The 18562-nt window shown below is 59.3% G+C and carries 18 protein-coding genes and 1 pseudogene; 9 read left to right on the plus strand and 10 right to left on the minus strand.

Annotated elements, in window-relative coordinates:
• Positions 1 to 54: 54 nt before the first annotated feature.
• The 5 genes from dinG to pdxH all read left to right on the plus strand — a co-directional run bounded on the left by dinG (position 55) and on the right by pdxH (position 8042).
• On the plus strand, positions 55 to 2199 hold the full coding sequence (gene dinG, locus AB4N74_RS00870) for an ATP-dependent DNA helicase DinG (RefSeq protein ID WP_007918588.1): 2145 nt from the start codon (positions 55 to 57) through the stop codon (positions 2197 to 2199).
• Between the two features lie 95 nt (positions 2200 to 2294).
• Entirely contained in the window at positions 2295 to 4775 is a 2481-nt protein-coding gene (locus tag AB4N74_RS00875; protein ID WP_460097985.1) for a beta-galactosidase, read from the plus strand.
• A gap of 235 nt (positions 4776 to 5010) precedes the next feature.
• On the plus strand, positions 5011 to 6156 hold the full coding sequence (locus AB4N74_RS00880) for a serine hydrolase domain-containing protein (protein WP_460097986.1): 1146 nt from the start codon (positions 5011 to 5013) through the stop codon (positions 6154 to 6156).
• A gap of 113 nt (positions 6157 to 6269) precedes the next feature.
• Positions 6270 to 7370 (plus strand): OmpA family protein, encoded by a 1101-nt coding sequence (locus tag AB4N74_RS00885; RefSeq protein WP_093438763.1) that lies wholly within the window; start codon positions 6270 to 6272, stop codon positions 7368 to 7370.
• A gap of 24 nt (positions 7371 to 7394) precedes the next feature.
• Positions 7395 to 8042, plus strand: a complete 648-nt coding sequence (pdxH, locus tag AB4N74_RS00890; protein WP_093438758.1) for a pyridoxamine 5'-phosphate oxidase — start codon at positions 7395 to 7397, stop codon at positions 8040 to 8042.
• A gap of 5 nt (positions 8043 to 8047) precedes the next feature.
• Here pdxH and AB4N74_RS00895 read toward each other — a convergent pair whose 3' ends face one another.
• The gene (locus tag AB4N74_RS00895) at positions 8048 to 8284 is read right to left on the minus strand and encodes a hypothetical protein (RefSeq protein ID WP_460097987.1); all 237 of its coding nucleotides are present in this window, start codon (positions 8282 to 8284) and stop codon (positions 8048 to 8050) included.
• Positions 8285 to 8462: 178 nt separating this feature from the next.
• On the opposite strand from AB4N74_RS00895, the gene AB4N74_RS00900 reads away from it, so the two are divergent.
• Positions 8463 to 8927 carry an outer membrane lipoprotein gene (locus tag AB4N74_RS00900; RefSeq protein WP_007918566.1) on the plus strand — a complete coding sequence of 155 codons (465 nt, stop codon included), beginning with the start codon at positions 8463 to 8465 and terminating at the stop codon, positions 8925 to 8927.
• Positions 8928 to 8987: 60 nt separating this feature from the next.
• Here AB4N74_RS00900 and AB4N74_RS00905 read toward each other — a convergent pair whose 3' ends face one another.
• From AB4N74_RS00905 to nhaA, 6 genes and pseudogenes are all read right to left on the minus strand, one after another.
• Entirely contained in the window at positions 8988 to 9221 is a 234-nt protein-coding gene (locus AB4N74_RS00905; protein ID WP_093438749.1) for a DUF7683 domain-containing protein, read from the minus strand.
• Between the two features lie 9 nt (positions 9222 to 9230).
• Positions 9231 to 9485, minus strand: coding sequence for a colicin E3-like toxin immunity protein (locus AB4N74_RS00910; protein WP_460097988.1), 255 nt, complete (start codon positions 9483 to 9485; stop codon positions 9231 to 9233).
• Between the two features lie 8 nt (positions 9486 to 9493).
• Positions 9494 to 9625: pseudogene (locus tag AB4N74_RS00915) on the minus strand (colicin E3/pyocin S6 family cytotoxin); the annotation flags it as partial.
• A gap of 128 nt (positions 9626 to 9753) precedes the next feature.
• Positions 9754 to 10005, minus strand: coding sequence for a pyocin S6 family toxin immunity protein (locus AB4N74_RS00920; RefSeq protein WP_242204741.1), 252 nt, complete (start codon positions 10003 to 10005; stop codon positions 9754 to 9756).
• Positions 10006 to 10015: 10 nt separating this feature from the next.
• On the minus strand, positions 10016 to 11209 hold the full coding sequence (locus AB4N74_RS00925) for an S-type pyocin domain-containing protein (RefSeq protein WP_257357218.1): 1194 nt from the start codon (positions 11207 to 11209) through the stop codon (positions 10016 to 10018).
• A gap of 171 nt (positions 11210 to 11380) precedes the next feature.
• Entirely contained in the window at positions 11381 to 12565 is a 1185-nt protein-coding gene (gene nhaA / locus AB4N74_RS00930) for a Na+/H+ antiporter NhaA (RefSeq protein ID WP_116254522.1), read from the minus strand.
• 250 nt (positions 12566 to 12815) lie between these two features.
• On the opposite strand from nhaA, the gene AB4N74_RS00935 reads away from it, so the two are divergent.
• Entirely contained in the window at positions 12816 to 13910 is a 1095-nt protein-coding gene (locus AB4N74_RS00935; RefSeq protein ID WP_095049135.1) for a PLP-dependent cysteine synthase family protein, read from the plus strand.
• 137 nt (positions 13911 to 14047) lie between these two features.
• Here AB4N74_RS00935 and AB4N74_RS00940 read toward each other — a convergent pair whose 3' ends face one another.
• Both AB4N74_RS00940 and AB4N74_RS00945 read right to left on the minus strand, forming a co-directional pair.
• Positions 14048 to 15661 carry an NAD(P)/FAD-dependent oxidoreductase gene (locus AB4N74_RS00940; protein ID WP_460097990.1) on the minus strand — a complete coding sequence of 538 codons (1614 nt, stop codon included), beginning with the start codon at positions 15659 to 15661 and terminating at the stop codon, positions 14048 to 14050.
• 97 nt (positions 15662 to 15758) lie between these two features.
• Complete coding sequence (locus tag AB4N74_RS00945) at positions 15759 to 16412, minus strand: COG3650 family protein (protein ID WP_460097991.1); 654 nt, start codon at positions 16410 to 16412, stop codon at positions 15759 to 15761.
• Between the two features lie 138 nt (positions 16413 to 16550).
• Between AB4N74_RS00945 and AB4N74_RS00950 the strand changes: the two genes are divergently transcribed.
• On the plus strand, positions 16551 to 16898 hold the full coding sequence (locus AB4N74_RS00950; RefSeq protein ID WP_194933827.1) for a hypothetical protein: 348 nt from the start codon (positions 16551 to 16553) through the stop codon (positions 16896 to 16898).
• Between the two features lie 7 nt (positions 16899 to 16905).
• Here the strand turns inward: AB4N74_RS00950 and AB4N74_RS00955 are convergent, their stop codons facing one another.
• Positions 16906 to 17505, minus strand: a complete 600-nt coding sequence (locus tag AB4N74_RS00955) for a short chain dehydrogenase (protein WP_460097992.1) — start codon at positions 17503 to 17505, stop codon at positions 16906 to 16908.
• Between the two features lie 104 nt (positions 17506 to 17609).
• Here AB4N74_RS00955 and AB4N74_RS00960 point away from each other — a divergent pair, with 104 nt between their 5' ends.
• Positions 17610 to 18524 carry a LysR family transcriptional regulator gene (locus AB4N74_RS00960; protein WP_427118821.1) on the plus strand — a complete coding sequence of 305 codons (915 nt, stop codon included), beginning with the start codon at positions 17610 to 17612 and terminating at the stop codon, positions 18522 to 18524.
• Positions 18525 to 18562 lie beyond the last annotated feature (38 nt).

An 18562-nucleotide genomic window follows, 5' to 3' on the forward strand; every position in this document is an offset into this window, starting at 1 on the left:
CCGCCATCCGAAACCACTGAAAATTTATCCAGCGTTTTTTGCGCCCGACAATCCATGATCAGTACTGAACTCAAAACCACGATCCAGGGCGCCTATTCGCGTTTTCTAGAGGCCAAGAGCCTCAAACCGCGTTACGGCCAGCGCCTGATGATCGCTGAAATCGCCAAAGTCCTCGGGGATATCGACACCGACGACGAAGGCCGGCGCAGTGGCGACCCCGCGATTGTCGCGGTGGAAGCCGGCACCGGTACCGGCAAGACAGTGGCCTACAGCCTGGCCGCGATCCCCACCGCCAAACTGGCCGGCAAACGCTTGGTCATCGCCACTGCGACCGTGGCCCTGCAAGAGCAGATCGTCTACAAGGACTTGCCCGACCTGATGCGCAACAGCGGGCTGAACTTCAGCTTCGCTCTGGCCAAGGGCCGTGGCCGCTACATGTGCCTGTCCAAGCTCGACATGCTCTTGCAGGAAGGCCACGCGCAAACCGCCACCGCGCAGCTGTTCGAAGAAGAAGGCTTCAAGATCGAGGTTGATGAGGCCAGTCAAAAGCTGTTCACCAGCATGATCGAAAAGCTCGCCGGCAATAAGTGGGACGGCGACCGCGATAGCTGGCCGAATGCGCTGGAAGATGCCGATTGGGCGCGCCTGACCACCGATCACAGCCAGTGCACCAACCGCCATTGCCCGAACTTCGGCCAGTGCGCCTTCTACAAGGCCCGCGAAGGCATGGGCAAGGTCGACGTGATCGTCACCAACCACGACATGGTCCTGGCTGACTTGGCTCTGGGCGGCGGCGCGGTGTTGCCGGATCCGCGCGACACCATTTACGTGTTTGATGAAGGCCATCACCTGCCGGACAAGGCAATCGGCCACTTCGCCCATTACACGCGCCTGCGTTCCACCGCCGACTGGCTGGAAACCACCGCGAAGAACCTGACCAAACTGCTGGCCCAGCATCCGCTGCCGGGCGATCTTGGCAAATTGATCGAACAAGTGCCGGAACTGGCGCGTGAGATCAAGGCTCAGCAACAGTTCATGTTCAGCGCCTGTGAGCAGGTCGCCGATTTCAAACCCGGCGAAGACGTCGAGGGTCGCGAGCGGCCACGGCATCGCTTCGTCGCCGGGGTGATTCCCGAGCACATGCGCGAAATGGGCATCGAGCTGAAAAAAGGCTTTGCCCGTCTCAACGATCTGTTCACCCGTCTGACCGACCTGCTTAAGGAAGGCATGGACGGCGAGGTCAACATCGGCATCGCCAGCAATCAGGCTGAGGAATGGTATCCGCTGTTCGGCAGCCTGTTGTCGCGAGCCTCCGGCAACTGGGAGCTGTGGACTGCGTTCACCGCCGAAGACCCGGAAGACAGCCCGCCGATGGCGCGTTGGCTGACCTTGGCCGAAAGCGGTTCGCTGTTCGATATCGAGGTCAATGCCAGCCCGATCCTGGCGGCGGAAACCTTGCGCCGCAGCTTGTGGAACGTGGCTTACGGCTGCCTGGTGACCTCGGCGACCCTCACGGCGCTGGGCACTTTCGACCGCTTCCGCATGCGCGCCGGTCTGCCGAAAAAGGCCGTCACTGCTGTGGTGCCGAGCCCGTTCCATCACGCCGACGCCGGTGTGTTGCGGGTGCCGGATCTGAAGGCCGATCCACGCGATGCCGCCGCACACACGGCAGCGATCATCCGTGAGTTGCCCGATCTGGTCGAAGGCTCGCGCGGCACCCTGGTGTTGTTCTCCTCGCGCAAACAGATGCAGGACGTGTTCGACGGTCTCGACCGCGACTGGCGCAAGCAAGTGTTCATTCAAGGCAACCTGTCGAAACAGGAAACCCTGAACAAGCACAAGGCACGGGTCGATGGCGGTGATTCCAGCGTGCTGTTCGGTCTGGCCAGTTTCGCCGAAGGTGTCGACTTGCCGGGTGCGTACTGTGAACACGTGGTAATCGCCAAGATCCCGTTCTCGGTCCCGGACGATCCGGTCGAAGCGGCGTTGTCGGAATGGATCGAGGCCCGTGGCGGCAATCCGTTCATGGAAATCTCCGTGCCCGACGCTTCGCTGAAGCTGGTTCAGGCTTGCGGGCGTCTGCTGCGCACCGAAGAAGACCGCGGCACCATCACCTTGCTCGATCGGCGCCTGGTCACCCAGCGCTATGGCAAGGCGATCCTCAATGCGTTGCCTCCTTTCCGTCGTGAAATATCCTGAGACAACGGTGGGCAGTTTTGCCCGCCGTGTTGTCTATCTCTCTGCCATCGCTTTTCCATTGGCCATTGTTGGTCGTTAGGGAGAACTCCGTTCTTATGATCCGCCGTTCGTTGCCTGCCGTATTTGCCTTGATCTTCGCTGCCCCGTTGCTGGCAGCGCCCGCCGGTCAGCAGACCCTGTTCAACTTTGTCCGTCCTGCCGACGTGGTGAAAATCGCCACTGAAAACGCTGATCTGCCGCAAGCCAACGCCGAGCAAACGCCTGAGGGCGAAGTGCTGCGCCGGGTGACGTTCAACCCGGTGGCGCGCCCGACCTTGCGGCTCACGCCGCAGACCGGCGCTTGGGACTGGTCGCAGTCGGGCATGATGACCCTGCGATTGCAGAGCGCAATGGACTGGGCGGTGACGGTCTACGTACAGATCCAGAGCAACGACGGCCGCACCCTGGTCAGCCGCGTCGACCTGCCGGCCGGGCCTGCGCAAACCCTGTTGGTGCCGCTGGTCGCGTCGACACCGCTGAGTCAAGGCATGAAAGCCGGGCCGCCGATGCCGATGACGGTCGATGGTCAACGGATACTGCTCGCCAGCAGCAGCGGTGAGATCGACCGCAGCCAAGTGGTCTCGGTGAGCCTGTCGATGGATCAGCCGAAAGTCGCGCAGAGTTTGCTGCTGGAGCGTTTCGGTGTGCAGGACGGCGAATCGGTCACCCAGGCCGTTTACGGCAATCTGGTCGACGCCTACGGGCAATCGACCCGCAGCAAGTGGCCGGAAAAGGTCAGCAACGATGAACAACTGAAATTCGCCGCCGCCAAGGAACAGCAACAACTGAAAACCTGGCTGGCCGAGCGTGAGAAGTCCTCGCTGGACAAATTTGGTGGCTGGAACAAAGGCCCGGCGTTCAAGGCCAGCGGTTTCTTCCGTACTGAAAAGCGTGATGGCCGCTGGTATCTGGTCACGCCTGAAGGTCATCCGTTTTACTCGCTGGGCGTGAACACCGTCAGCCCGCAGGTCAACCAGACCTACGTGGCCGGTCGTGAGTACATGTTTGAATCCCTGCCTAAACCTGATGAACCGTTGGCCAAGCATTTTGGCGAGGGTGACAACCGTGGCGGCAACGGTGTTGATCAGGGCCGGGGATACGGCAACGGGCGCTGGTACGACTTCTATGGCGCCAACCTGCAGCGCGTGTACGGTGAACCGTGCAAAGCCGACAGTGAGAGCAAGTCCGGAGTCGCCGAAGCGGCCAGGTCTGCCGCCGCTGAAACGGCCGCCGAGAAAGCCGCAGAACCTGTGTCTGTGGCTGCCGAGCCGAAGTCCGGCGTCGCTGAGGCAGCCAAAACTGAAACCGTACAAGCGACAGCGGAAAAGGCTGCTGAGCCGTGCAAGGCCACCATCGATGAGCAACAGTGGGCCAGCCACACGCTCGATCGCCTGCAAGCCTGGGGCTTCAACACGGTAGGTAACTGGAGTGCCGATTCGCTAAGTGATGCCGAGCGTGTGCCTTACACCTTGCCGCTGTCGATCGTCGGTGACTACACCAGCATCAGCACCGGCAGCGACTGGTGGGGTGGTATGCCGGATCCGTTTGATCCGCGTTTCGCCATGGCCACCGAGCGCGCCGTCGCCATCGCCGCCCGCGATCACCGCGACGATCCGTGGCTGATCGGCTACTACGCCGACAACGAACTGGCGTGGGCCGGTCCCGGCGATGATCCGAAATCCCGCTATGCGCTGGCTTATGGCACCCTGAAGATGACCACCGACGTACCGGCCAAACGTGCGTTCCTCAAGCAATTGCGCGACAAGTACCGCAATCAGGCGGGGCTGTCGAAGGCGTGGGGCATCGATCTGCCGGCGTGGGAATTGATGGAAGACCCGGGTTTCGTGCCACCGCTGCCGAATCCCGAGCATCCGGAAATCGAGGCGGACTTCAAATATTTCCAGAAAGTCTTCGCCGACACTTACTTCAAAACTATCTCCGACTCGCTGAAATGGCATGCGCCGAACCAGTTGCTGCTTGGCGGTCGCTTCGCCATCAGCACGCCGGAAGCCGTGGCGTCCTGCGCGCAGTATTGCGATGTACTGAGCTTCAACATGTACACGCTGAAACCGCAGGACGGTTATGACTTTGCCGCACTGGGCGCTTTGGACAAACCGGTAATGATCACCGAATTCAACTTTGGCTCAGCGGATCGTGGCCCGTTCTGGGGCGGCGTCACGCAACTGGCCAAGGAAGACGATCGCGGCCCGGCCTACGCCAACTTCCTCAAACAAGCGCTGAGTGAACCGTCGATTGTTGGCGTGCATTGGTTCCAGTATCTGGACCAACCGGTAACCGGCCGTCTGCTTGATGGTGAGAACGGCCACTTCGGTCTGGTGGGAGTGACTGATCTGCCGTATCAGGGTTTTGTCGAGTCAGTGCGCAAGAGCAATTTGCAGGCGATTGATCAGTTGGGCAAAGAGGCTGAGAAAGCGGCCGCCGCAGCGGGGCATGAGGCTGAGGGTGGCCGCAAAGGCGAGGCCGGTAAAGGGCCGGGAGCAGGGCATGCTGGTGGACATTCCGGCAATGGTCACTGAGTCCTGAGCCACCGCGTCATCGTTCTTCGTCGGAACGCCGCCCGGAGCAGGCTCGCTCCCACAGGAGATCTTCCGTGATACACAGATCCAGTGTGGGAGCGAGCCTGCTCGCGAAGGCGTCAGCCGCCTCAACAAAAATTCCGAAATAACCGTCTGGCCCGCAGCTGTTCCCAAATCCCTCGAGGGCTGGAACAATGCGGGCCACTTTGTAGAGCGTTTTCGCGGGGAGTTGCGGGTGCAGATTCAGGGACATTACGAGCTTCAATTCGAAGCGGTGCGCGAAGCTTTCGCCGCACTGTTCGACGATCCCCAGGAACGCGGCGCAGCCCTGTGCATCAAGGTCGGTGGAGAAACCGTTCTCGACCTCTGGTCCGGCACTGCCGACAAGGATGGCACTGAGGCCTGGCACAGCGACACCATCGCCAACCTGTTCTCCTGCACCAAAACCTTCACTGCCGTCACCGCGCTGCAACTGGTCGGCGAAGGCAAGTTGCAATTGGATGTTCCGGTCGCCCGCTACTGGCCGGAATTCGCCGCTGCCGGCAAAGAATCCATCACCCTGCGCCAATTGCTCTGCCACCAGGCCGGTCTGCCGGCCCTGCGCGAGCTGCTGGCGCCGGAAGCGCTCTACGACTGGCAAACCATGGTCGACGCCCTTGCGGCAGAAGCGCCATGGTGGACGCCGGGCACCGGTCACGGTTATGCCGCGATCACTTATGGCTGGCTGATCGGTGAATTGCTGCGCCGTGCTGACGGTCGTGGGCCGGGGGAATCGATCGTCGCTCGTGTCGCCAAACCGTTGGGTCTGGATTTTCACGTCGGTCTGGCTGACGAAGAATTCCACCGGGTGGCGCATATCGCTCGCGGCAAGGGCAATGCTGGTGATGCTGCCGCGCAACGTCTGCTGCAAGTGACCATGCGCGAACCGACTGCCATGACCACCCGTGCTTTTACCAATCCGCCGTCGGTGCTGACCAGCACCAACAAACCTGAGTGGCGACGCATGCAGCAACCGGCGGCCAATGGCCACGGGAATGCGCGCAGTCTGGCCGGTTTCTACGCTGGGTTGCTCGACGGCAGCCTGCTCGAAAGCGACATGCTCGAAGAGCTGACCCGCGAACACAGCCTCGGCGAAGACAAGACTTTGTTGACCCAGACCCGTTTCGGTCTGGGCTGCATGCTTGATCAACCGGATCTGCCCAACGCCACTTACGGCCTCGGCCCACGGGCGTTCGGCCATCCGGGCGCGGGCGGTTCCATCGGTTTTGCTGACCCCGAGCATGATGTCGCGTTTGGTTTTGTGACAAATACCCTTGGGCCGTACGTCTTGATGGATCCGCGCGCGCAAAAGCTCGCGCGGGTGCTTGCCACTTGTCTGTAAAGTTCCATTCGGGATTCCAGGGCCGGAACCTCGAACGTTTTTTCGTTTCAAAGCGACTGTTTATCCGGGCGAAAGTGCTCTGATTTTTCATTACTTCATTTTGTGGATTTTCAATGTCATCTAAAAAGACCCTCGCCCTGGCCCTGTGTGTAGCGATCACCGGTTGTGCACAGACCCCGAAAAACGATGCGGACGGCGGCAGTTGGTGGCCGTTCGGTTCTTCCGACAAGGTGGCGGCCAAAGAACCCGCGCCGGCGCCTTTGAAACCGGCTGCTACCGCACCGGTTGCCAAATCTGAAAGCAGCAGCCCATGGTACTGGCCGTTCGGTTCCGATGACGAAGCGGCCAAGGCCGACATGAAGGCTGAAGTCGCCCCCGAAGCAAAAAAACCGGTCACCGTGGCCAAAGCTGAAGCCGATGCAGGTGGCAAATGGTGGTGGCCGTTCGGCGGCAAGGATCAACCCACCACCAAAGCCGTGCCGATGCCGGATCCGAAAGTGACCCAAGCCTGGCTCGACGACTACGAGCCGCGCCTGCGTGAAGCGGTCAAGGACAGCAATCTGCAACTCGAACGCCGTGAAAACGTGCTGGTCGTGACCGCGCCGGTGGAAGGCTCGTTCAACCCGGATCGTCCAGCCATGTTGCTGCCGGTCACCCTCGGCCCGTTCACCCGCGTGGCGAAAATCCTCGAAGCCGACCCGAAAACCGCCGTGCTGGTCCTTGGACACAGCGATACCACTGGCGCAGCGCCAGCCAACATCAAGCTGAGCCAGGAACGTGCCCAGGCCGTTGCCGCGATCTTCCGCCTCAGCGGCCTGCAGCGTGATCGCCTGATGCTGCGTGGCATGGGTTCCGAAGCACCGCGTGCGGCCAACGACAGTGTTGAAGGTCGTGCGTTGAATCGTCGTGTTGAACTGCTGGTGACCCCGCAGAACACCATGGTTGCCTTGCTGAGCAAGTACAACATGCCGGCACCGAAGCCAGTGACCCTGGTCGCGGCACAGGACGTCAAGCCAGTCGCCAAACCGGTCACTCCGGCTCCTGCCGCGAAAAAAGCCGCTGTACCGGCAACCAAAAAGGCTCCGGTAAAAAAAGCGGCTGCCAAGGCACCGGCCAAAAAAGCCCCGGCCAAGGCCCCAGCGAAAAAGACTGCTCCAGCCAAAGCCGCCGCGACCGACAAGAAAGTCGCCGCGACCGATACCACCAAGAAGTGATCCGCTAACGAAAAGGAATGCGCCATGACCCAGGCTCTGGCAGATATGCGTCGTGATTACACCCGGGATGGGCTGACCGAGGCGCAAGCCCCGGCTGAGCCATTTGCGTTGTTTCACCAGTGGTTTGCCGACGCGGTGAAAACCGAACAGCCACCGGTGGAAGCCAACGCTATGACCCTGGCCACGGTCGACAAGGATGGGCGACCGCATTGCCGCATTCTGCTGCTCAAGGGCCTGGACGAGCAGGGCTTCACCTTCTTCACCAACTACGACAGTGCCAAGGGTCAGCATCTGGCGGCCAACCCGTTCGCCGCCATGACTTTCTTCTGGCCAACCCTCGAACGCCAGGTGCGCATCGAAGGGCGGGTGGTGAAGGTCACGCCTGCGGAGTCGGATGCGTATTATCAGGTGCGTCCGCTGGGCAGCCGTCTCGGTGCCTGGGCATCACCACAGAGCCGGGTGATCAACGGGCGCGGTGAACTGGAAGATTTGCTCAAGGCCACCGAGCAGCGTTTCTCCGACACGCAACCCGACTGCCCGGAACATTGGGGTGGTTACCGTTTGTTGCCTGAGCGCATCGAATTCTGGCAGGGCCGTCCGAGCCGTCTGCACGATCGCCTCAACTACCGTGTGCAGGGCGCCGACTGGATTCTTGAACGTCTGGCACCCTGAGCAGTCTACCGAGCGGGATAGCCTGCCGCAGCGGCCTCCAGCCACTTCGGCAGATCCCGGCGCTTGATCTTCTGCATCTGAGCATTCGCTAACTGTTCGAGCATGAAGGCGTGTTTGCCTTCATCCTTGCCCGCCAGTGACAGCGCCAGGTCGCGATCCATCCAGCGTTTGATCCGCACGTACAACCACCAATGGAAGTACAAACCGGCGGCAGTGGTGACGACGATGATGAAGTAATCCATGAAAATCCTTGGTGTCGGTGGCGCAGAATCGGTAATTTGGCGCTACTGTAGGCCTCATCAGGGGGAGCGTGCAGGTGTCTGTACCGCGCCTGAATGAAAGCCAATTTATCCGGGCGGTGTCGTGACAGGCGTCAAGCCACGGAGTTTAATGAATATATGTTTCTTTGGAGTTGATGCTATGCGTAAGTCTGTTCTGCTGGTTGCTTCCTTTTCCACGATGGCGATGTTGCTTACCGGCTGCCAATCGAGCCTGACCGGTGACTCCTACTCCCGTGACGAAGCGCGTCGGGTGCAGACGATTCGCATGGGCACCATCGAATCCCTGCGTCCGGTGAAAATCGAAGGCACCAAAACCCCAATCGGCGGCCTCGCTGGTGCAGCGGTCGGCGGCGTCGGCGGCAGCGCCATCGGCGGCGGCAAGGGCAGCATCGTTGCTGCGGTCATCGGTGCGGTGGCGGGCGGTCTGATCGGTTCGGCAACCGAAGAAGGTCTGACCCGTACCCAGGGTGTGGAAATCACCGTGCGTGAAGACGACGGCAGCATGCGTGCCTATGTGCAGCAGGTTCAGGAGAACGAAGTGTTCCGCGTTGGCGAGCGGGTACGGATTTCGACTGTTGGCGGGACCAGCCGCGTTTCGCACTAAGCGGGATGTAGGGTAAAGAAAACCCCGATCAGGTGATTGGTCGGGGTTTTTTAATGCGTTTCAACGTCCATTGCACGTCAGTTGGAAGGTGAACTTCGGATCGAAGACATTCCTTCCCAGCAGTTTCTCCAGCGCGGCTAGCTGATCATTTGAGAGATCGTAACCCTCCCAGCCTTCCTGCTTACAAGACCAATTCATGATGGCAGCCAAGTTCTCGTCGCATCCGCTAGGCAGGTCTTCTTCAAAAACGAGAAACTCTGTTTTCCTATCGAATGCTTCAATCCTATAAATCATAAGATACCGTCACCAGACATCGCTGTAGTCAAAAGAGATCTGATAATCGTAAGTTTTGAAGACGATGCCATGTTGAAAATACGGCTGAATGATTGGAACCCATTCTTCGAAAACATTGAAACCGCCATTGTTTATGTTGTTTTCCACCGGTATTCCCAAGGCATTCAAAACGCTCTCATCATCGCCTAAATCCTTGGAATACTCTTCGCCTTCGCACAGATCAGTTTGCTTGTCGTACCACTCTAGCCTCAGTTTTAATCCCATCATCAACCTCACAAATATTTTTTTCTGATGCTTCTTTCATCTTTCGCATCTTCGCGTCGCTCCCCTGTAAAAGGGTCAAACGCGCCTAGGTGAGTTCCGTCACTTGCTCGGTAAACCTCCAACTCTCCGTGCATCGTGTTTCGCGTTGGTGAGCACGTACGCTTTCCCGCCGTTGGCGGAACCAGCCGAATTTCGCACTAAGCGGGAACGAGCGATAAAAAATAACCCCGATCAAGTTACTGGTCGGGGTTGTCTTTTTTACTTCAAGTCAGTAATCAGCACATGTGCCCATAAAAAATTCTAAACCCTTCGGGAAGTTAACGTTTAGAAGGGTTTCCAGCGCAGCTACTTGATCTTTGCTCAATAACAACTCCCCAGGTTCCAGTTCGCTGAGGGGCTTGGACTCGATGAGCTGAGCGACTTTTTCATTTAACTCGCTTCCGGTGATATCCAGCTCGAACTGCAGAGAGTTATCTTGAGCGTCATCAGGGTAAAAACCGGTTATCGAAAGGTAGCGCATGTATCAATCCTTAATTTCTGGAGGTTTTTCTGTCCGGTACTGCAGGCCCGGTTTGTTCACCCGTCAGGTGATTGAATTCGCCCAAATGAGTTGTTCCCAATTTGTCGTATTTTTCCACAGCGTTACTTTTGTAATCCCATTCATAGATTCGACCTTTGCGATCTACCCACCGTGCTCGCTGCTTTCCACCACCTTTGACCGATGATTTCGACTTTACTCTAACCGCGTCAGGGAAGGCCGGTAGTGTCTTTGGGTGGCCGTAGTAAACATGATCGCGAGCCCGGCTTAAAACGATGTAAACTGGCCGAACCCCGGAGTTCGGGGGAAACACCAGTATGAAATCTTTGTACTCCGGCGGATAAACCGGATTCACCAGCATCCCATCCGCCGCTTTCGTCGGCGGATAAACCCAGATGTGCGGTGCCTGCGGTGCAGCCTCCAGCGCAGGAATGCCGAGGATGTCCGAGCCATCCACAGCAGGCGTCCAGATCAGCTCTACGCCTTCACCCAAGTCAGCAATGAACTGGCTGCCACGCAACTTGAACTGCACGACATCAACCATTTCCCAATCGCGATTCTTGCCGGTGTAGAAGCCATAGCCCTTCAGGCTGCCGTCGGCCTGCTGTTCGACCCTCAGCCGAACACGCGTTCGCGCCTGTTCAAGTCCACGCAGTTGCTCGTCGGTATAGAGTGCGCTGTCACCAAGGTTCGAGGGCATGAGCAGCGCTACCAGGGTCACCAATGGCGTGACCACTGCGGTGGATATAACTGTGGGCAGTGCTTTGAAAGCCGAACCCGTCAACGCAAAACTGCCGAAGCCTGCCGGGATGGCCGTTGCGCCGATTTTCTTGAGAGGCACTGCGCCGCTTTCATCGGCTTCACGCGCGCCCAGCAGAATCAGATCGCCGTAATCCTTCAGGCTGTCGGTCGGCACCATCCCCGAAGGACTGGAGTAATCGATAATCGCATCCGGCAATTTGCAGGACTTGGCAAATACGCAACCGGCACGCACGGGCTCGGCTTTCTTGACCGCCACCTCACGGCTGCGCTCGAAAGCCTCCTGCCGTGCCAGCATGGTGTCGTAAGCGTTTTGTCTGGCGTCGCGCTCGGCCAATTCCGTGGCCGTCATGTAGCGGTAGGTAACGTGATGCCCGTCGCCTTGCGGTGGGTTTTGAACCCGGGGGATGTCCTTGTTGCCAGCCACTGATCGTCCTTTCGTTCATCCGTCGACAGCCCTTCGCAAAGGGTTGCGCAACGTTAACGAAGCAGGAAAATGATGGCTGTAGGACGCGTCTCTAAAGACGTGGGATTGTTCCCTGTGTAACGGGAACGCAGGAAACTTGTGGCGAGGGAGCTTGCTCCCTCGCCAAAGAGGTTATATCGCTTGGGAGTTCTTGCGACTCGCCGCCGCCGTCACCGCATAACCAATCAACGCCGCCAGAATCGACCCGGTCAAAATTCCCATCCGGTCCATCCCGGCGTAATCACTCACACCCGGCTCAAACGCCAGTGAACCGACAAACAGGCTCATGGTGAAGCCGATGCCGCACAGGATCGCCACGCCCAGCACCTGACCCCAGTTGGCGCCTTGGGGCAGGGTGGCGATGCCAATCTTCACGGCCAGCCATGTCAGGCCGAATACACCGACGGTCTTGCCCAGCAGCAGGCCTACCGCAATGCCCATTGGCACGTGGTGAGTGAAGCTTTCGACGGTTACACCGCTCAGTGAAAGGCCGGCGTTGGCGAAGGCGAACAGCGGCAGGATGCCGTAGGCCACCCATGGGTGCAGCGCATGTTCGAGGGTCAGCAACGGCGACGGTTCGGCGTTTTTCGTGCGCAGCGGGATGCAGAAGGCCAGGGTTACGCCAGCCAGCGTTGCGTGGACACCACTCTTCAGTACGCAGACCCAGAGGATCAAACCGATGATCATGTACGGCCCAAGCTTGACCACCCCGAGCCGGTTCATCGCCACCAGCGCCGCGATGCACGCTGCTGCAAGACCCAGCGACAGGGTCGACAGTTCGCCTGAGTAGAAGATCGCGATGATCACGATGGCGCCGAGGTCATCGATGATCGCCAGGGTCATCAGGAACAGTTTCAGCGATACCGGCACACGCTTGCCGAGCAGCGCCAGTACGCCGAGGGCGAACGCAATGTCGGTGGCAGTGGGGATCGCCCAGCCGTCGAGGGCTGCCGGGTTGTCGCGATTGAGGAACCAGTAGATCAGCGCTGGCACCAGCATGCCACCGATCGCTGCGGCGCCGGGCAGGACGATCTGCGACGGTTTCGACAGCTGACCGTCGAGGACTTCGCGCTTCACTTCCAGGCCGATGAGCAGGAAGAACATCGCCATCAGACCGTCATTGATCCACAGCAGCAGGGGTTTAGCGATTTTCAACGCACCGATCTGCGCCACCACCGGGGTGTCGAGCAGGCCGGTGTACAGCCACGACAGCGGCGAGTTGTTGATAATCAGGGCCAGGATGGCCGCGGCGATCAATAACAGACCGCTGGCAGCTTCCAACTGAAAGAAACGCGTGAAAGTGCTACGCAGAGGCAAGGTCGCTCTCCATCGATAAAGTCAAAAGGTGGGACACCCTAACCCGTACTGTTAGTTGTTAAAACAAAAGTTATATTCTTTTTTGTTATATGTCGTTACAAGGTGTCTGGCTCAAGCCATGCTGAGCCTAGCAGTTGCCTGACATATTGAGACTCAGCTGTATCTGTGCGCGCTATAGGATTTTTCCTAAGCTGATGAGTGAGCCTTTCTAACAGCTTCATCTCCTGCCGATTCAACGAGAACCATCACCATGAGCGACAACCGACAGTGGGCCCGCGAAGCCATCCGCATCATCGAGGCGGATTTTCAGCGCAGCGCCGACACCCACCTGATCCCTTTGCCGCTGCCGGGTTTTGCAGGCATCGAGTTGTACTTCAAGGATGAGTCGAGCCATCCAACCGGCAGCCTCAAGCATCGGCTGGCTCGTTCGCTGTTTCTCTATGCATTGTGTAACGGCTGGCTGAAACCCGGCGCGCCGGTGATCGAGGCGTCCAGCGGTTCGACGGCGATTTCCGAAGCGTATTTCGCGCGGATGCTCGGATTGCCATTCATCGCAGTGATGCCGGCGACCACTTCCAAAGAGAAGATTGCGCAGATCGCTTTCTACGGTGGCCAGAGCCATCTGGTGAAAGATCCGACGCAGATCTACGCCGAATCCGAGCGCCTGGCCCGCGAACATGGCGGCCACTTCATCGACCAGTTCACCTACGCCGAACGTGCCACTGACTGGCGCGCGAACAACAACATTGCCGAATCGATCTTCCAGCAGATGCGCTATGAGAAGCACCCGGAACCGAGCTGGCTGATTTCCAGCCCCGGCACCGGCGGCACCACCGCGACCCTGGGGCGTTACGTGCGCTATCGCCAGCATTGCACTCGCGTGTTGTGCGCCGATGCCGAGCGTTCGGTGTTCTTCGATTACTACCAAACGGGCGATGCGAGTTTGCGCCTGGATTGCGGTTCGCGCATTGAAGGCATTGGCCGGCCGCGCGTTGAGGCGTCGTTCCTGCCGAAGGTGATCGATGCAATGGTCAAAGTGCCGGATGCCTTGTCGCTGGCGGCCATGCACTATCTGGCGCAGCGTCTGGGACGGCATGTTGGCGGTTCGAGCGGGACCAATCTGATCGGTGCGTTGATGGCGGCGCAGCAGATGAAAGCGGCGGGGGAGTCGGGTTCTATCGTGGCGATTCTGTGCGATGGCGGCGAGCGGTATGCCGACACCTATTACGATCAGGATTGGTTGAAGGCGCAGGGGTATGAACTGGCTGGGTTGATCGACGCAGTGGCGGCGAGTGCCGAGCGGGGTGAGGCGCTGCCGACTTCAGTACAGCGCGCCAATATCTAAAGAAACACAGAAACCAAATGTGGGAGCGAGCCTGCTCGCGAAGGCGTCATCTCATTCAACATCATCATTGACTGAAATAGCGTTTTCGCGAGCAGGCTCGCTCCCACAGGGTTTTGTGTTGAGTCAGCTAATGCTGATCAGGCTTCAAGGCCGAGGATGTCCCGCGCCACGGCTTCAGCAATGCGAATCCCGTCAACACCTGCCGACAGAATCCCGCCCGCATAACCCGCGCCTTCGCCCGCCGGGAACAAGCCCTTCACGTTCATGCTTTGCAGCGTTTCGTTACGGGTAATTCGCAGCGGCGAAGAGGTGCGCGTCTCGATCCCGGTCAACACCGCATCGTGCAGCGAGTAACCGCGAATCTGCTTCTCGAACGCCGGCAACGCTTCGCGGATCGCCTCAATGGCAAAATCCGGCAATGCCAAGGCCAGGTCACCCAGCGCCACGCCCGGTTTGTACGACGGCTCGACTTCGCCCAGTTCGGTCGAAGGAATGTCGTTGATGAAGTCGCCAACCAGTTGCGCCGGGGCTTTGTAATCGCTGCCGCCGAGAATAAAGGCGTGTGATTCCAGACGTTCCTGCAACTCGATCCCGGCCAGCGGGCCACCCGGGTAATCGACTTCCGGGGTGATGCCGACAACGATGCCGGAGTTGGCGTTGCGCTCGTTACGCGAATACTGGCTCATGCCGTTGGTGACCACGCGGTTCGGCTCGGAAGTCGCCGCGACCACGGTGCCGCCCGGGCACATGCAGAAGCTGTAGACCGAACGACCGTTCTTGGCGTGGTGCACCAGTTTGTAGTCGGCGGCCCCCAGTTTCGGGTGGCCGGCGTATTTGCCCAGACGTGCACGGTCGATCAGCGATTGCGGATGTTCGATACGGAAACCCACCGAAAACGGCTTGGCTTCCATGAACACACCACGGCTGTGGAGCATGCGGAAGGTGTCGCGGGCGCTATGGCCGAGGGCCAGAACCACGTGTTTCGAATGCAGGGTTTCGCCGCTGGCCAGTTGCACGCCGACCAGTTGGCCGTCTTCGATCAGGACGTCGCTGACGCGCTCCTGGAAACGCACTTCGCCGCCCAGTTCGCGGATCTGTTCGCGCATGTTTTCAACCATGCCGGTCAGACGGAACGTACCGATGTGCGGTTTGCTGACGTAGAGGATTTCCTCCGGCGCGCCGGCCTTGACGAATTCGTGCAGGACTTTGCGGCCAAGGAATTTCGGGTCCTTGATCTGGCTGTACAGCTTGCCGTCGGAGAATGTGCCCGCGCCGCCTTCGCCGAACTGCACGTTGGACTCGGGGTTGAGCACGCTTTTACGCCACAGGCCCCAAGTGTCCTTGGTACGCTGACGGACTTCGGTGCCGCGTTCGAGAATGATCGGCTTGAAGCCCATCTGTGCCAGCAGCAGGCCGGCGAAGATCCCGCACGGACCGAAACCGACGACGATCGGGCGCTGGCTCAGGTCTCTTGGCGCTTCGCCGACGAATTTGTAGCTGACATCCGGCGCCACGTTGACGTTACGGTCGTCGGCGAACTTGCCCAACACTTTGGCCTCGTCGCGCACTTCGAGATCGATGGTGTAGATGAAGCACAGTTCGGAGGACTTTTTGCGCGCATCGTAGCTGCGCTTGAACAAGGTGAAATCGAGCAGATCATCGCTGGCGATGCCCAGACGTTGCACGATGGCAACGCGCAGGTCTTCTTCGGGATGGTCGATTGGCAGCTTGAGTTCAGTGATTCGTAACATGGCGAGGATCCGGGTTCGCGGGGCGCACAACTGCGCCAGGGCGTTTGAAGGCCGCGATTATAAGCCGCAAAGGCCGGATCCGGTGAGGCTAAAACGCTCAGTCGTTGCGCGATCCGCCGAAATACCCGCAACCGCGCTGCACCTGGCCGTCGATGCGCAGTTCGGCGCTCATGTGCTGCACGCTGCCGGTGCTGCTGTCGACGCATCGCTGCGGCGCGACCCACAACTCGATGCGCTGGTTATTGGCTTCGCTGCTCAGATTGAAGCGGCCGTCGCCCAGTTGTTCTTCAACATAGGGCACCGCGAGTGGCGGCTGGCCTGCGCGGTCGATGACCATGCCTTTGCCGCTGACTTTGACGTTCCATTCCGGGCCATGGCCGGCCGCGCGCAGGATCAGTTGTTTGAAGTTGGGATCATCGCAAGCCGTGCCCGAGCGCTCGACGCGGTACAGCTGAGTCAGGTCGAGTCGATCGCCGGCAAATTTGCCGCGAACATCGGCAAACAGTTTGCCTTGCTCATCAGCCAGCGTTGCCGCTTCTTGCAGAATGCTGGTGCCACCAATGTCATTGACCACCAGTTGACGCTGCTCCTGGCACGGCTGGAACACCAGTTTGCCGTCGGCAGCGGTCAGTTGCCCCTGCATCCGCGTCTGCCCGACGTGCGAGGTACTTTCTCGCTGGCCATCGAGCAACTGGCAAGCGGCAAACAATGGCAGCAGGGCAATAACGACTAACGAACGGGCAACACGCATCTTCGGCTCTCCAGACAAGTGCCGCCACGTTACTGAGGCTGACTGCCGATCACAAGGTTTGTCTGGCCACTATTGAGTTGGGCATGGGGTCGCCGCATAGTCTGCGCTTGTCTGGTTTGATGGATCGAGGTGCGCTCAATGCAATGGAAGGTCGCGATACTGCTATTGGTAACGTCATGCGCTGGCACCAGCCAGGCTGCCGATCTTAATTTTTCCTCAGCGGCTGATTTCGCAAGGATGGAAATTCTGCTCAAGGATGATCAGGGCGCCCATCCGGACTTTGCTCAGCTTTCCGTTACCCTGACTCCCGAAGCGACCGCCCGGGCCAAGGCAATCAGTCGTGAGGCGCTGGGCCAGCCATTGAACCTGTCGATCAATGGCCAGCACATTTCAACAACTACAGTGCATTCGGAGCTTGGTGGGCTGCTCAGGATAGTGATGCCGCGGCCTGTTGCCAAAAGCCTGTTACCGACTTTGATCGAGTAAATGAAGCTCAGCCCACGTGAAATGTCTGACCTGTCTGCAGGCCTTCCACACTCTTCGCGTAGGCCAGCGCCACATCCGCCGCAGGAACCGGCTTGTAACCACGGAAATACGGGGCGTAGCTACCCATGGCTTCCAGCAGTACGGTCGGGCTGATCGAGTTCACTCGCAGGCCGCGTGGCAGTTCGATGGCGGCGGCGCGGACGAAGCTGTCCAGTGCACCGTTAACCAGCGCTGCCGAGGCGCCGCTGCGGATCGGATCATGGCTGAGCACGCCGGTGGTAAAGGTGAAAGAGCCGCCGTCATTGGCGAATTCGCGGCCGATCAGCAGCAGATTGACCTGGCCCATCAGTTTGTCTTTAAGCCCGAGGGCGAAGCTGTCTTCAGTCATCTCGTCCAATGGGGCGAAGGTCACGTTGCCGGCGGCGCACACCAGGGCATCGAACCTGCCAGTTTTTTCGAACAATTTGCGGATCGATGCGCTGTCGCTGATATCCACCTGCAAGTCACCGCTGGTGCGGCCAATGCGGATGACTTCGTGGCGTTGCGACAGTTCTTTGTCCACCGCCGAACCAATGGTGCCGCCAGCGCCTATCAACAGAATCTTCATCGTGCCGTACCTCAAGTGATTGAACGAGGTTTCAGTCTAGATTGGTTTTTTCTGTGGATAAGCGCGCTAATAGGCAACCTTTGGTTTTCAAATGGAAACAATCCATGAGCGAAATGGATGATCTGGCGGCGTTCGCAGTGTTGATCGAAGCGGGCAGTTTTACCCTGGCGGCGCAGCAGTTGGGCTGCAGCAAGGGTCAGTTGTCCAAACGCATCAGTCAGCTCGAAGCACAGTTTTCCGTGGTGCTGCTGCAACGCACCACCCGGCGCTTGAGCCTGACCGCCGCCGGCGCAGCATTGTTGCCGCAGGCCCAGGCGTTGGTCGTACAGGTGGAAAGGGCGCGTCAGGCCTTGGCGCGGTTGAAGGACGATATGGCCGGACCGGTGCGCATGACGGTGCCGGTGTCGCTGGGCGAAACCTTCTTCGATGGTCTGTTGTTGGAGTTCTCGCACACATACCCCGAGGTGCAGATCGAGCTGGAGTTGAATAACAGTTACCGCGATTTGTCTCGGGACGGCTTTGATCTGGCAATCCGCAGCGAAGTGGCCAACGACGAGCGACTCGTCGCCAAACCGTTACTGGCATGGCAGGAAATGACCTGCGCGAGCCCGGCTTACCTCGAGCGCTTCGGTGAACCGTTGACGCCGCAGGCACTGGCTGAGCATCGGTGCTTACTCAACAGCCACTACAGCGGGCGTGAGGAATGGCTTTATCACCAGCAGCATGAATTGCTGCGGGTGCGGGTGTCGGGGCCGTTCGCCAGCAACCATTACAGCTTGCTGAAGAAAGCCGCGCTTAGCGGCGCCGGTATCGCGCGACTGCCTTCCTACTTGCTGCAAGCGGAATTGGCTGACGGTCGATTGCGCTGGCTCCTGCGCGATTTTCAGACCCGGCGCATGCCGATGTACCTGGTGCATCCGTATCAGGGCGGACTGCCGAAGCGCACGCAAGTACTCGCTGACTATCTGATCGGCTGGTTCAAACGCAGCGGTGAGGCGCTGGATCGCCTTCAGCGCTGACTTCATTCTCCTGTGGGAGCGAGCCTGCTCGCGAAAGC

The organism is Pseudomonas sp. H3_C08 (assembly GCF_054669455.1).

Excerpts from the sequence above, each read along its gene's own strand:
- dinG (WP_007918588.1), top strand. The coding sequence starts at position 55 with ATGATCAGTACTGAACTCAAAACCACGATCCAGGGCGCCTATTCGCGT.
- AB4N74_RS00875 (WP_460097985.1), top strand. The coding sequence starts at position 2,295 with ATGATCCGCCGTTCGTTGCCTGCCGTATTTGCCTTGATCTTCGCTGCC.
- AB4N74_RS00885 (WP_093438763.1), top strand. The coding sequence starts at position 6,270 with ATGTCATCTAAAAAGACCCTCGCCCTGGCCCTGTGTGTAGCGATCACC.
- pdxH (WP_093438758.1), top strand. The coding sequence starts at position 7,395 with ATGACCCAGGCTCTGGCAGATATGCGTCGTGATTACACCCGGGATGGG.
- AB4N74_RS00895 (WP_460097987.1), bottom strand. The coding sequence starts at position 8,284 with ATGGATTACTTCATCATCGTCGTCACCACTGCCGCCGGTTTGTACTTC.
- AB4N74_RS00900 (WP_007918566.1), top strand. The coding sequence starts at position 8,463 with ATGCGTAAGTCTGTTCTGCTGGTTGCTTCCTTTTCCACGATGGCGATG.
- AB4N74_RS00905 (WP_093438749.1), bottom strand. The coding sequence starts at position 9,221 with ATGATTTATAGGATTGAAGCATTCGATAGGAAAACAGAGTTTCTCGTT.
- AB4N74_RS00910 (WP_460097988.1), bottom strand. The coding sequence starts at position 9,485 with ATGGGATTAAAACTGAGGCTAGAGTGGTACGACAAGCAAACTGATCTG.
- AB4N74_RS00920 (WP_242204741.1), bottom strand. The coding sequence starts at position 10,005 with ATGCGCTACCTTTCGATAACCGGTTTTTACCCTGATGACGCTCAAGAT.
- AB4N74_RS00935 (WP_095049135.1), top strand. The coding sequence starts at position 12,816 with ATGAGCGACAACCGACAGTGGGCCCGCGAAGCCATCCGCATCATCGAG.
- AB4N74_RS00940 (WP_460097990.1), bottom strand. The coding sequence starts at position 15,661 with ATGTTACGAATCACTGAACTCAAGCTGCCAATCGACCATCCCGAAGAA.
- AB4N74_RS00945 (WP_460097991.1), bottom strand. The coding sequence starts at position 16,412 with ATGCGTGTTGCCCGTTCGTTAGTCGTTATTGCCCTGCTGCCATTGTTT.
- AB4N74_RS00950 (WP_194933827.1), top strand. The coding sequence starts at position 16,551 with ATGCAATGGAAGGTCGCGATACTGCTATTGGTAACGTCATGCGCTGGC.
- AB4N74_RS00955 (WP_460097992.1), bottom strand. The coding sequence starts at position 17,505 with ATGAAGATTCTGTTGATAGGCGCTGGCGGCACCATTGGTTCGGCGGTG.
- AB4N74_RS00960 (WP_427118821.1), top strand. The coding sequence starts at position 17,610 with ATGAGCGAAATGGATGATCTGGCGGCGTTCGCAGTGTTGATCGAAGCG.